Source organism: Anaerovibrio lipolyticus LB2005 (genome assembly GCF_000621545.1).
In the GTDB taxonomy this organism is placed as follows: domain Bacteria; phylum Bacillota; class Negativicutes; order Selenomonadales; family Selenomonadaceae; genus Anaerovibrio; species Anaerovibrio lipolyticus_A.
The window spans coordinates 19,325-33,392 of the sequence record NZ_JHYA01000005.1 but is presented as its reverse complement, the minus strand read 5'-3'; the positions used below and the strand labels follow the sequence as shown (position 1 = coordinate 33,392).

The 14,068-nt window shown below is 46.3% G+C and carries 10 protein-coding genes; all 10 read right to left on the bottom strand.

Features of this window, described 5'->3' with window-relative positions; translation table 11 throughout:
- Window position 1: 1 nt before the first annotated feature.
- The gene (carB, locus tag T355_RS0105730) at window positions 2-3,238 is read right to left on the bottom strand and encodes a carbamoyl-phosphate synthase large subunit (RefSeq protein WP_027396922.1); all 3,237 of its coding nucleotides are present in this window, start codon (window positions 3,236-3,238) and stop codon (window positions 2-4) included.
- 3 nt (window positions 3,239-3,241) lie between these two features.
- Window positions 3,242-4,315: a glutamine-hydrolyzing carbamoyl-phosphate synthase small subunit gene (gene carA, locus T355_RS0105725; RefSeq protein ID WP_027396921.1), complete on the bottom strand. Its 1,074-nt coding sequence runs from the start codon at window positions 4,313-4,315 to the stop codon at window positions 3,242-3,244.
- A gap of 2 nt (window positions 4,316-4,317) precedes the next feature.
- Entirely contained in the window at window positions 4,318-5,610 is a 1,293-nt protein-coding gene (locus T355_RS0105720; protein ID WP_027396920.1) for a dihydroorotase, read from the bottom strand.
- On the bottom strand, window positions 5,607-6,554 hold the full coding sequence (locus T355_RS0105715) for an aspartate carbamoyltransferase catalytic subunit (RefSeq protein WP_231482996.1): 948 nt from the start codon (window positions 6,552-6,554) through the stop codon (window positions 5,607-5,609). The genes T355_RS0105720 and T355_RS0105715 overlap by 4 nt, the downstream gene beginning before the upstream one ends.
- A 315-nt stretch (window positions 6,555-6,869) precedes the next feature.
- The gene (locus tag T355_RS0105710) at window positions 6,870-8,468 is read right to left on the bottom strand and encodes a ribonuclease J (RefSeq protein WP_231483000.1); all 1,599 of its coding nucleotides are present in this window, start codon (window positions 8,466-8,468) and stop codon (window positions 6,870-6,872) included.
- 250 nt (window positions 8,469-8,718) lie between these two features.
- A complete protein-coding gene (locus T355_RS0105705; RefSeq protein WP_027396917.1) occupies window positions 8,719-9,762 on the bottom strand; it encodes a helix-turn-helix transcriptional regulator in 1,044 nt (347 codons plus the stop codon).
- A gap of 258 nt (window positions 9,763-10,020) precedes the next feature.
- Complete coding sequence (locus tag T355_RS0105700; RefSeq protein ID WP_027396916.1) at window positions 10,021-10,596, bottom strand: anthranilate synthase component II; 576 nt, start codon at window positions 10,594-10,596, stop codon at window positions 10,021-10,023.
- On the bottom strand, window positions 10,577-12,073 hold the full coding sequence (gene trpE / locus T355_RS0105695; RefSeq protein WP_027396915.1) for an anthranilate synthase component I: 1,497 nt from the start codon (window positions 12,071-12,073) through the stop codon (window positions 10,577-10,579). The genes T355_RS0105700 and trpE overlap by 20 nt, the downstream gene beginning before the upstream one ends.
- A complete protein-coding gene (trpA, locus tag T355_RS0105690; RefSeq protein ID WP_027396914.1) occupies window positions 12,074-12,868 on the bottom strand; it encodes a tryptophan synthase subunit alpha in 795 nt (264 codons plus the stop codon).
- Window positions 12,868-14,055 carry a tryptophan synthase subunit beta gene (gene trpB / locus T355_RS0105685; protein WP_027396913.1) on the bottom strand — a complete coding sequence of 396 codons (1,188 nt, stop codon included), beginning with the start codon at window positions 14,053-14,055 and terminating at the stop codon, window positions 12,868-12,870. Before trpB ends, trpA begins: the two co-directional genes overlap by 1 nt.
- Between the last annotated feature and the right edge of the window lie 13 nt (window positions 14,056-14,068).

The following is a 14,068-nucleotide window of genomic DNA, read 5'->3' as shown; positions in this document are numbered from 1 at the left end:
CTTAAGCTAAATCGTAGCCGCCGCCTACATAATCCTGAATAGCCAGGCTATAAACTAAGCGACGCTCCCGCATGAACTCCAGTACATTCAGCACCTCCCAGGCAGTATCCAGAGAAGTGAGACATGGGATAGCATGCTCCACCGTAGCACGACGAATCTTGAAGCCGTCGTGTACTACGCTCTTGCCCTGATTCTGGGTCATAGTATTGATTACCATGTGGATACGGCCCTTCTTGATCTGCTGGATAATGTCCACGCTACGTTCGTGCATCTTGCCCACTACCTCAACATCAATGCCCATAGACTTGATGGCCTTGGCACTGCCGGCAGTAGCCACCAGCTTAAAGCCAAGCTCAGAGAAGGCCTTGGCCAGCTGCTTCATCTCGTCCTTATCCTTGTTGGCCACAGTGAACAGGATTGTTCCATTTACAGGAATATTCATGCCCGCACCGGTCATAGCCTTATACAGAGCACGGTTATAGTGGTAGTCGATACCCATAACCTCGCCAGTGGACTTCATCTCTGGACCAAGGGATATATCTACATCAGCCATCTTATTGAAGGAGAATACTGGGGCCTTTACTGCCACATAATGCTTAGGGCTTACCAGACCTGGCTTGAAGCCAAGCTCCTTAATTGTGGAGCCCATGGCAATCTGGGTGGCAATATCCACCATCTGAACATCTGTTACCTTGCTGAGGAATGGCACTGTACGGGAGGAACGAGGATTTACCTCGATTACGAAGACCTCATCATTGGCCACAACATACTGGATATTCATAAGGCCCTTTACATGGAGACCTACTGCCAGGCGCTTAGTGTAATCCACAATGGTATATTTTACCTTTTGTGGCAGGGTCTGTGGTGGGTACACCGCAATGGAGTCACCGGAATGAACACCAGCCCGCTCGATATGCTCCATAATGCCCGGAATTATTACATCCACACCATCGGAAATAGCATCCACTTCAACCTCAGTGCCCTGCATATAGCGGTCCACCAGAACCGGATGCTCCGGAGTCACCTTTACTGCACGGCCCATGTAGTCAATAAGCTCTTCCTCGTTATACACGATTTCCATAGCACGGCCGCCCAATACATAGGAAGGACGAACCATTACAGGATAGCCAATTTCAGCTGCACCCTTGATGGCATCCTCCAAATTGGTTACGCTGATGCCCTGTGGTCTAGGAATACCGGTCTGAGTGAGCACCTCATCAAAGCGCTCTCTGTCCTCTGCCCGGTCAATATCATTTACAGAAGTACCGAAGATTTTAACCCCGGCCTTGCTGAGGTCCTCAGCCAAATTAATGGCCGTCTGCCCGCCAAACTGTACGATAACCCCCTCTGGCTTTTCCTTGTCAATAATGTTAAGAACATCCTCAGAGGTCAATGGCTCAAAGTAAAGTCTATCGGAAATATCAAAGTCAGTGGATACGGTTTCAGGGTTATTGTTGACAATAATGGCCTCTATGCCCATCTGACGGAGAGCCCATACTGAATGTACGGAGCAATAATCGAACTCCACACCCTGACCAATGCGAATCGGGCCAGAGCCCAACACCAGAACCTTGCGACGCTTGCTGGAGGTATCCACCTCATCCTCCTGAGCATGAAAGGTAGAATAATAGTAAGGGGTTGCAGCCTCAAACTCAGCAGCACAGGTATCTACCATCTTATAGCATGGCAGAATGTTCATGGTCTTTCTAAGGGTACGAATTTCATCAGTGGTCTTCCCGGCCAGTTCGGCAATGGAGCGATCAGCCAGTCCAACGTCCTTGGCTGCCAGCATAAGACTAGGAGTAATCTGCTCATTCTGAATTCTGAGCTCCAGATCTGTAATCTTCTTGATTTTCCGCAGGAACCATTTATCTATTTTAGTAATGTTATGAATACCATCCACATCAGCAATGCCACGGCGCATGGCCTCGGCTATTACAAAGAGGCGCTCATCATTGCATTTTGAAAGAGCCTTAATAACCTTTTCATCATCCCAGGCATCCATATCCTCCATGTGAAGACGGTGTACACCGATTTCCAGGGAACGGACCGCCTTTAAAATAGCTCCCTCAAAGTTTCTGTCAATGGACATAACCTCGCCAGTAGCCTTCATCTGAGTTCCCAGAGTCTTGTCTGCATACACGAACTTATCAAAAGGCCAGCGTGGGAACTTAACCACGCAGTAGTCAAGGGCTGGCTCAAAGCAAGCCTTGGTCTTCTGGGTTACAGCATTGGTAATCTCATCCAGACTGTATCCAATAGCAATCTTGGCGGATACCTTGGCAATTGGGTAACCAGTTGCCTTGGAAGCCAATGCTGAAGAACGGCTTACACGAGGATTTACCTCTATTACATAATATTGGTTGGAATTAGGATCCAGAGCATACTGGGCATTACAGCCGCCCTCAATACCCAGCTCGCGGATAATGCGAATGCTGGCGCTTCTCAGCATCTGATATTCATGGTCTGTAAGGGTCTGGGATGGTGCCACAACAATGGAATCACCAGTATGAACACCTACAGGATCAAAGTTTTCCATATTACAGATGGTAATACAGTTGTCGTTGCCGTCACGCATTACCTCGTACTCAATTTCCTTCCAGCCGGCCACACTACGCTCAATGAGGACCTGACCAATCATGGAATACTTAAGTCCCTTTATGACGATGTCCACCAGCTCTTCCTCATTGTCAGCAATACCGCCGCCAGTGCCACCCATGGTATAGGCAGGACGAACGATAAGAGGATAGCCGATTTCATTGGCAAACTGTACGGCGGACTCCACGTCCTCAACAATGGTGGACTCAGGGATAGGCTCACCCAGCTTGTTCATGGTTTCCTTAAACAGCTCTCTGTCCTCTGCCTGCTCAATGGCCTTTAAGGAAGTGCCCAAAAGCTCCACGTTGTACTTTTCCAAAATGCCCTGTTCAGAAAGCTGTACAGCAAGATTCAGACCAGCCTGGCCACCCAATGTAGCCAAAAGTCCATCCGGCTTTTCCTTGCTGATAATATGCTCCATAAACTCTACAGTTAATGGCTCAATATATACGCGGTCAGCCATGTGCTTATCTGTCATAATGGTGGCTGGATTGCTGTTTACCAATACAACCTCCAAGCCTTCCTCTTTAAGGGCTCGACAAGCCTGGGAGCCTGCGTAGTCAAACTCAGCCGCCTGTCCGATAATAATCGGGCCGGAACCAATAACGATAACCTTCTTCAAATTTTCCTTCTTTGGCACTGATTATTCCCCCTTTGTCTCGCCAGTTAAAAGTGTCCAGAACTGATCGAACAGATACATATTGTCGTCAGGACCCGGGGAAGCCTCAGGATGATACTGGACGGAGAACAATGGCAGAGATGTATGACGCATACCCTCCACAGTGCCATCATTAACATTAATGTGAGTAACCTCCAAAGGAAGCTCCTTCAAAGATGCTTCCTCTACAGCATAGCCATGATTCTGGGAAGAAATATGAACCCGGCCGTTAAGGAGATTCTTTACTGGCTGATTGGAACCACGATGACCAAATTTCAATTTATAGGTGTTTGCCCCAAGAGCCAGAGAAATCAGCTGATGGCCCAAGCAAATGCCAAACATTGGCTTCTTGCCAATGAGCTTCTTCACTTCCTCAATAACCTCCGGAACATCCTTTGGATCTCCAGGACCATTGGAGAGGAAAATTCCATCTGGATTCATGGCCATAATCTCATCAGCCTTGGTATCGGCAGGCACTACTGTGAGCTTGCAGCCAAGATTATGGAGAGAATTCAATATATTCTGCTTGATGCCAAAATCCATCACCACAACATGAGGGCCATCATTATCCATTACATAGGTTTCAGGAGTAGTAACCTCAGCCACCACATCCTGCTTAATTGGCACAGCCATGAGCTTATCTATTTCCTCTTGGCTGGCATCCTCGGATACGATAATACCCTTCATGCAGCCCTGGGAACGGATGGTTCTGGTAACCGCACGGGTATCAACATTATAAAGGCAAGGAATCTTCTGGTCATTCAAAAACTTTGCCAGCTCATTTTCCTTCTGCCAGTTACTGCCCTCATCACAGAGCTCACCGATAATAAATCCGTTTACAAAGGATTTTCTGGACTGCATAAATTTATCTGCCACGCCGTAATTGCCAATGAGTGGGAATGTCAGGGTAACAATCTGACTGCAATAGGATGGGTCAGTAAGTATCTCCTGATAACCGGTCATACCAGTATTAAACACCACCTCGCCGGTGGCTTTGTATTCATTTAACAGATCTCCAGTGAAGACGCTGCCATCCTCGAGAATAAGTTTTCCTTTCAAGATTACACCTCCAAAACTACGCCATCGTCCATTACCAGCTTGCCGTCCACCAAGGTCTTAACAGCCTTGCCCTTGAACTTGCGGCCAATAAACGGAGAATGGGAGCCCCTGGTATAGAATTTCTTTTCATCCACAGTCCATTCCAGCTCAGGGTCAATTACAGTTATATCAGCTGGCATGCCTACGGAGAGGCTGCCCGCATTCAAATCGAAAATCTTTGCTGGCTCAGCAGTGAGCTTGGAAATCATGGTAACCACATCCAGCTTGCCAGGAGCCACTAAATCAGTCATAAGGCAGCCAAGGGAGGTTTCCAATCCTGGAAAGCCGCTTGGTGCATAAATATATTCTCTATCCTTTTCCTCCTGGGCATGTGGGGAATGGTCAGTCACGATACAATCAATAGTACCATCCTTAATACCTTCCAGCACTGCCTCCACGTCCTTCTGCTGACGCAGCGGTGGATTAACCTTGGTGGAGCTGTCAAAGAGATTTACCATATCATCAGTCATGGTGAGATGCTGTGGAGTAGCCTCAGCAGTAACCTTTACACCACGCTTCTTGGCCTGACGAACCAGATCTACCGCATTGGCAGAACTGATGTGGGCCACATGAACCCTTGCTCCTGCATATTCAGCCAGAGCAATATCACGGTACACCGCAATATCCTCAGCTACTGTTGGACGGCCCTTCATGCCCAGCATGGCACTTCTGTGGCTTTCGTTCATTACCCCTTCCTCAATGAGGCTTGGCTCCTCCTCATGGTTGATGATTACCTTATCAAAGGACTTCAGATAATCATAGCAGTTAAGCATTACCTTGGCAGACTTGGTGAAATGACCATCATCAGAAAAGGCCACAGCACCGGCCTGGGTCATATCCCCCATCTCAGCCATTTCTTCACCCTTCTGGCCCTTGGTAACGGCACCGATAATCTCAATGTGAACCACTGCCGCATCCTCAGCCCGCTTCTGCAAAGAACGCACCATAGCCGCAGTATCCACTACAGGGTTGGTATTTGGCATGGTGGCTACAGTAGTATATCCACCTGCTGCCGCAGCCTTGGAACCGGACTCAAAATCCTCCTTGGCCTCCTGGCCTGGCTCACGAAGATGAACGTGCATATCAATAAAACCAGGGCACACAATCTTGCCCTCAGCATCAATAACCTCATCAGCGACACTCTTAATATTGCCTGCCACCTTGGCGATTTTGCCATCCTCGATTAATACATCAGCAACCTTATCAAATGAATTGGCAGGATCGATTACTCTGCCACCCTTAATCAATGTCTTCATGCCTTGTTACCTCCAATCAATGCGTGGGTCAGAATAGCCATACGAACTGCTACACCGTTCTGAACCTGCTCCTGAATGGCGGAATGGTCGCCATAAGCTACGAATGGAGAAATTTCCAGTCCCTTGTTCATTGGGCCCGGATGCAGTACAAGCACATCATCCTTGGCCAGAGCCAAACGCTTATCATTTAAGCCGTAGATACGGGCATATTCTCTTGGGGATGGGAAAAGGCCAGCCTTCTGGCGCTCCAGCTGGATGCGAAGAACATTGATTACGTCCGCGTTCTTAATGGCATCCTCCACATTGTCATGAATCACAATGCCCTCCTCCTCAAAGAGGAATCTTGGCATAAGAGTTCTAGGACCAGCCAAATGGACCTCAACACCCATCTTCCGCATCCCCTGAATGTCCGAACGGGCAACGCGGCTATGGGTAATATCACCTAAAATAACGTACTTCAGGCCCTCAAGATGTCCCTTATGCTCCTGTACAGTAAAGAGATTCAACAGTCCTTGGGAAGGGTGGGCATGAGCACCATCACCAGCGTTTATGATTACCGGGCTTGCCACCTTGGAAGCGTATTCAGCAGCACCCTCGGCCTTGTGGCGCATAACGATGGCATCTACTCCCATGGCTTCAACAGTATACAGGGTATCACGAAGGCTCTCACCCTTCACAATACTGGAAGTACCTGCAGTAATATTTACTACATCGGCTCCCAAATATTTTCCAGCCAGTTCAAAGGATGAACGGGTACGGGTACTTGGCTCGTAGAACAAGGTCACAATGGACTTGCCGCGAAGAGCCGGTACCTTTTTGATGTCGCGATGAATAATATTTTTCATCTCCTTGGCACTTTCCAGAATTACCTGGATTTCCTCCTTGGAAAAATCTGCCAGAGCCAGCACATCTTTACCGCGAAGGTTTACTTTAGAATTATCCAAGACAATCACTCCTTTATTCATTTGACCCCACCAGCTGTGAAATGTACGTTATGATAACTTTTGCACAAAAAAAGCTTTCTCATGCCGAGGCACAAGAAAGCTAAAATCTGCTTTTAGATATAGTTATCCTAGTAAATATTGATAGCGCACTATCTTACCAGCTTCCTTTATCAGCCTCACAGGACTAATTTCAAAGGTCATATTCAACTGTAAAGAACTATATCACATTATGGGATTTTTCGCAAGGAAATCTCCATACTTAAAAATATTTACCATATAAAAAGGACTGTACACGACAGTCCCCTTTTATAAATATCAAATTTCCATAATAATTGGCAAAATCATTGGACGGCGACGGGTGCGCTCGAAGATATAGCGTCCCAGTGCATCACGCATGGCTGACTTAAGGCCAGACCATTCAGTGATACCCTCGTCCTCACAACGAGCCAGAGCTTCCTCAACACGGGTACGGACATCATCCATGAGCTCTTCGGATTCACGAACATAAACAAAACCACGGCTGACAATATCAGGACCTGCCACCACAACGCCCTGTTCCTTGTCCATAGTAACCACGATGATAATAATACCATCCTGGGACAGCTGACGACGATCACGAAGAACGATATTACCAACATCACCTACACCAAGGCCATCAACTAGTATACGGCCAGAGGTAACCTTGCCGGCTACTACGCCCTTGTTCTTGGTAAATTCCAAAATCTGACCATTTTCGCCGATGAAGATATTTTCCTTCTTCATACCCAGCTCCTGGGCCAGCTTAGCATGCTTCACCAGATGACGGTACTCACCATGAACTGGGATAAAGAACTTAGGACGCACCAGATTGTGCATCAGTTTAAGTTCTTCCTGGCTGGCATGGCCTGATACATGGATACCGTTTTCGCGGCCATATACCACGTGAGCACCCAGCTTAAGGAGATTATCTATGGTTCTGGAAACCAGCTTTTCATTGCCTGGAATAGGGGTAGCAGAAATAATAATTGTGTCCCCTGGAACAATGCCCACCTTACGATGGTCAGACTGGGACATCCGGGTCAGTGCAGACATAGGCTCGCCCTGACTGCCAGTGGTAATAACCACCACCTGATTAGCCGGATAATTATTAATCTCATCAATATCGATAATAGTTCCCTCTGGAGCAGTAATATAACCCAGCTCACGGGAAATATTCACAACATTTACCATGCTGCGCCCCAAAACAGCCACTTTTCGCTTATAGGTTACAGCAGTGTTAATAATCTGCTGTATTCTGTGAACATTGGATGAGAAGGTAGCTACTATAATGCGGGAACTTGCATTATGGAAGGCCTTTTCAAAGGAAGCACCCACAGTGCTTTCACTAGGAGTATGGCCAAGGCGCTCAGCATTGGTACTGTCCGCCATCAAAACCAGTACACCCTTGTTGCCCAAATCGGAAAAACGTCTGAAATCCGTCATTTTTCCGTCAATCGGAGTGTAGTCCAGCTTAAAGTCACCAGTATGAACAATGGTGCCCATAGGGGTTGTAATAGCCAGACCCACGGCATCAGGAATACTGTGGTTCACGCGAATAAAATTCACGTTAAAGGAGCCAGCCTTGATACTATCCCCCTGCTTAACAGGGCGGAGCATATCATTGCTTACTCCATTTTCCTTCAGACGTCCTTCAAGGATACCCAGGGTAAGTCTTGTACCGTACACTGGAGCGTCTATCTGCTTCAGCACATAAGGCAGTGCACCAATATGGTCCTCATGCCCATGGGTCAACACAATAGCCTTAACATGCTCCCGATTCTCCACCAGAAAAGTAAAATCAGGAATAACCAGATCTATACCCAGCATTTCCTCATCCGGAAACATCAAACCGGCATCAATAAGCAGTATCTCTTCGCCGTACCGCACCACTGTCATATTTTTGCCGATTTCACCTAATCCGCCCAAAGGAATAATTTGTAATTTTTTCTCTTTTGGCAAAAATCACACCTCCATATTTAGTTATATAAACATATTTATGATAAAATCCGAACCGTATTAACCGTCTCACAAATCTAATAAGATTATTTATCCGAACAGCTCATTACACTCCATTATAGGATATTTATATCATTTTTGTAAAGCCATAAATTTAAAAGGTGACTGTCAAAGCAGCCACCCTTCTCAACTATTTATACTGCATGAGTATTTTCTCAAGATATTCCTTATAGTCATTGGCCACCTGAGGAGGACTAATTACCTTGATATCATCCCCAAACTTGGCAAGCCAGCTAAAAAAGCCCTTGGTCACATATAGCTTTGCCGTCAAATCAAAGTGATTTTTATCCACAATCTTGGTATCAACATCAACACCAAAGCGGTCCACCATAATGGTAATCAAATTATTTTTGCAGCGAAGCACCACCGTACGCTCATTTTTCTCGTCAGCCATCATGCTGAAGGTACGCTGGGAATACTTTGAGAGAAGGTCGCGTTCCGGCTTTCTCACCGCCTGTTCCTTGGAAACCACCAATGATGATCCATCGATACGATCTATACGGAAGGTCTTGGTGGTTTTGGTGCTGTACTCATTGCCTACCAGATAGTAATGGTCCTCATTCCACACCAGAAAATATGGGCTTATATCGTAAACCTTGCCATCGTGGCGTGGCTGAAGCTCCTTATTTATATTATACTCATTATACTTAAAATTTACTCGCCGCTTCTTGCCGATGGCTTTAGTGAGCTTGTCAATAATCAGATTAACGTTCTTACTGTATGGCTTAATGCTTATATTTACATCCCTGTTCCAAAGCAGCTCCTCCGCCTGATATTTACTGCACAGATGCTGCAGCTTTTCAATAAGGGAATTGCTGGCCTTGGTGGAAATAATTTTAGAAGCAGAAATAGCATCCACCATCATTTTGAGCTCTGACAACTCAAAATTTCTCTCCCCCATGTAAAAGGAATTGTTGGAGGATTTTATTATCACCACATCGTAGCCAAAGGCAATCAGAAGGTCCACATCGTCCTTTACGGTTTTACGGTTAACCTCCAGCCCAAGTTCCTTCATTTTGGCAATAATTTCATTTGTGGAAAGAGGGTGCTCCTCGTCAGTTTCTTCATTAAGCATTTTCAGGAGCTGTAGCATACGGGCCTTTTTATTGCCCTTTATTCCCTTTTGCAAGGCGTCAGCATCAATATTTCCATCATTTATATAATCATATGCCACGAAAATCCCTCCTGGTCAACATAGTAAACTCCGTGCAAAATGATATTTTGCACTACGCCCTTACACGAAATCTAAAGCTCATCTGCCTCCTTTGGATTTGATTCACTAAGATTTCATAGCAAAAAAAACGTCCACACTTCAATTTATTATGTATTATCACATTATTTCACTGCCGTCAAGGAAAACAAAGAAGATATTGTCGGGGGATATGACAATATCTTCTAAAAAAATAAAGTATGAAACACCATCTAAAAGTTTTCATTTCAAATTTATCAATGACAAAAAATTCTTCATCATGGTTCTACCCTGGGGGGTCAGGATAGATTCGGGATGGAATTGCATCCCATAAATAGGGTATTCTTTATGCTTTAAGCCCATAATAGTACCATCTGCCAGCTCTGAAGTTACCTCCAAACAATCTGGCAACCCATCCAGTGACACGATAAGTGAGTGATATCTGCCCACCTCAATCTGCTGTGGCAGCCCCTTATATATTTCCTCTCCATTATGTTTAATAGGGGATGTCTTGCCATGACAGATTTCACCGGCACCAATTACCCTGCCGCCAAATACCTCTCCAATTGCCTGATGCCCCAAGCATATCCCAAGAATCGGTACCTTGCCCTTCATGGTATTTATAAGCTCCTCCGTAATTCCCGCATCCTTGGGAACACCTGGTCCTGGAGAAATTACTATGGCCTCATAGCCCTTTTTTGCAATTTCCTTCACTGTGGCCATATCATTGCGGATTACCTCCACCTTGGCGCCTAAATCACACAGCAGCTGATATACATTGTAGGTGAAGGAATCATAGTTATCTAAAAGCAACAACATCATTCTCCACCTCCTCCACAACCTTGAACATAGCCTTGGATTTCTGCAAAATTTCATTATACTCAAATTCTGCCTGGGAATCATACACTATACCAGCCCCGGACTGAATAAAGGCATTATCTCCGTCAATGACCATTGTTCTCAGGGTAATACACATATCCATATTGCCATTGAAATCCATATATCCCACTGTTCCCGAGTAAGCCCCACGTTTTACTGGCTCCAGCTCCTGAATAATTTCCATGGCCCGCAGCTTTGGAGCACCGCTTACAGTCCCTGCGGGGAAGCAAGCCTTAATAACATCCATTGGTGTAAAGCCCTTTTTCAGAGTACCCATAACCTCAGATACCATGTGCATCACATGGGAGAACCGCTCCACCTCCTGCAGCTTGGTTACCACCACACTGCCAGGCTCACTGATACGGCCGATGTCGTTTCTGGCCAAATCCACCAGCATGGAATGCTCTGCCCGCTCCTTTATATCTGCCTTCAGCTCCTTCTCAAGAGCCTGGTCTTCCTCCTCAGAGGCTCCACGGCGACGGGTTCCCGCAATCGGATAGGTATAAACCTGCTTCCCCGCTACCTTTACCAGCATCTCCGGAGAAGCCGCCACAAACTTCTTTTTGCCAAAATTCAAATAAAACATATACGGGGAAGGATTTACCTGACGAAGGCGACGATAGAAGTGAAAAGCTGGTTTGGTAATCTTTTCACGAAACTGTCTTGAAGGCACCACCTGAAAAATATCTCCAGCTATAATATAGTCCTTGCATTTCTTAATGGTTGTAGCAAAATCATCAGGCATCTTCCCGTATTTCCCAAGAAAATCCACCTTTTCCTTACGCTTTGCCACCTTTACCTTTGGAGTCTTTACTGCGGCATACAGCTTATCCTCCAGTTCCTTCATCCGCTGCTGTGCTTTTCCGTACACCTCATCCAAATCCTGGCCATTCTTCACACTGGCCAGATAAATTAGCTGAGAGGCATTTTTCTGCTGATCAAACACCATAAGGATGCGGCAAATCATAAACTGCCCCAACAGCTCCTCATCTTCCACCTGAACATTGCGCACTCGGTCAAATACAGCAGAAATCTCGTAATTAAAATAACCTACGGCGCCACCATTGGCCAAAGGCAGCTCAAAATTGCCGATGGCACTGTTAAGACCGGCCATATACTTATTTATGGCTGTTACAGGGTCGCCGTCCACCGCCCGCATTTCGTCCTCCTCCTGAATCATAAGGCGATTTTTATAGACCTGCATTTTTATAAAAGGCTCTGCCCCTATAAAGGAAAAGCGACCAAATTTCTGATGGGCATCCACAGATTCCAGCAAAAATCCCTTTTCTTCTCCTACCAGCTTATAAAAAATGGATACAGGAGTATCGAGGTCAGTGGAAATTGGCATGCTGAGGGCCACCATATTTGCTTTTTTCGCTTTTTCCTTAAAATCCTCCAATGATGGTGTCAGCTTCATTTAGTTCACCTTCTTATCCAGAGCGTGACGAATATCGCCAATGAGTTTACCAGCCTCATCCAGCTTATTTTCCATTACCAGTCTTACAACAGCGGATCCCATAATAACAGCATCTGCCTTCTGAGCAGCGTCCACCGCTGCCTCAGGGGAACCAATACCAAAGCCTACGGCACAAGGGGTATCCGTTTGCTTTTTTACGTGTTCAATTACCTTATTAATTGGACTGTAATCAATTTTTCTGACACCCGTTACCCCGTTTACAGATACGCAATAAATAAAGCCATCTGCTGTAGTGCAGGTCTCACTTATACGCTGGTCAGTGGTGCCCGGTGTTACGAATTCCACCAAATGAAGTCCCTGCTCCTTGCATACCCTTTTCATATCCCCTGACTCCTCATGGGGCACATCGGGAATAATAAAGCCATCAAGGCCAGCTGTTTTGGCATCTACCGCCAGCTTTTCAAAGCCATAATTAAGCATCACATTTATATAGCCCATGCCCAATATAGGCACCTGGCTAAACTTACGGATCTCACGGACCAGCTCCAGCACCTTCTTTAGGGTCATGCCCTTTTGAATTGCCTTATAGGAGGCTGACTGAATAACTGGGCCATCAGCCATAGGGTCAGAGAAGGGAATCCCCAGCTCTATTACATCTGCACCGTTATCAACTGCTGTTTTCACTGCCTCAAGGGTGCCATTAGCATCGGGAATGCCAGCAGTAAGATAAATAACTAAGCCCTTTTTATGTGCAGACTGAAGCTCATTAAATTTATCCTGTAAACGACTCATAATCAAATCTCCTCTCCCAATACCTTTGCCACCTGCTGTACGTCCTTGTCACCACGACCGGACAGGGTAACTACCACCACTTCATCCTTCTTTGTATTTGGCATGAGCTTTTCAAGATATGCCAAAGCGTGGGAGCTTTCCACAGCCGGGATAATCCCCTCCTCACGGCAAAGGAGCTGGAAGGCATCAATTGCCTCTTTATCGTTAATTCCCACATATTTCACCACGCCCTCCTCGTGGAACATGGCATGCTCCGGGCCTACCCCTGGATAATCAAGACCTGCGGAAATGGAATAAACCTCTATAACCTGACCATCCTCATCCTGGGCCAAATAGCTATAAGCACCGTGAAGGACACCTGGACGGCTGGCAGGATTGGAAAGGGTCTGGGCATTGTCCCCTACTGCCGGGCCGCGACCAGCAGCCTCCACGCCAAACTTCTTTACAGACTGGTCATTTCTGAATTCATAGAAGGTACCAATGGCATTAGAGCCGCCACCTACACAGGCTATGAGATAATCAAGGCGCCCACCAGTCTCTTCTTTAATCTGCTCTCTGATTTCCCTGCCAATAACAGACTGGAAATCACGAACCATGGTTGGATATGGATGAGGCCCTACTGCAGAACCGATAATATAATGAGTGTCCTCAATATGTGCCGCCCAGTACCGAATAGCCTCGCTGGTGGCATCCTTTAGTGTGGAGGTTCCGGTGGTAACGGGAACCACCTCAGCTCCCAGGAGCTTCATTCTGAAAACATTCAGCTTCTGACGCTCCATGTCAACTGCCCCCATAAACACCTTGCACTCCATTCCAAAGAGAGCTGCCACTGTTGCTGTGGCCACACCGTGCTGGCCAGCACCGGTTTCTGCAATAACCCTGTTTTTGCCCATTCTCTTGGCCAGCAACACCTGTCCCAAAGCGTTGTTAATTTTATGGGCACCAGTATGAAGCAAATCCTCTCTCTTTAAAAATATCTTTGCACCACCATAATGCTTGGTGAGCTTCTCCGCATAATATAGAAGGGTAGGACGTCCCGCATACTCCACATAATACTTTCTTAGCTCCGCCAAAAATTCCGGGTCGTTTTTATATTTTTCATAGGCTGCCTCCAGCTCCGTCAAGACAGGCATTACAATTTCAGGCACATACTGACCACCATATTTTCCAAATCTTCCCTTTGACATAATTTATTCCTCCTAC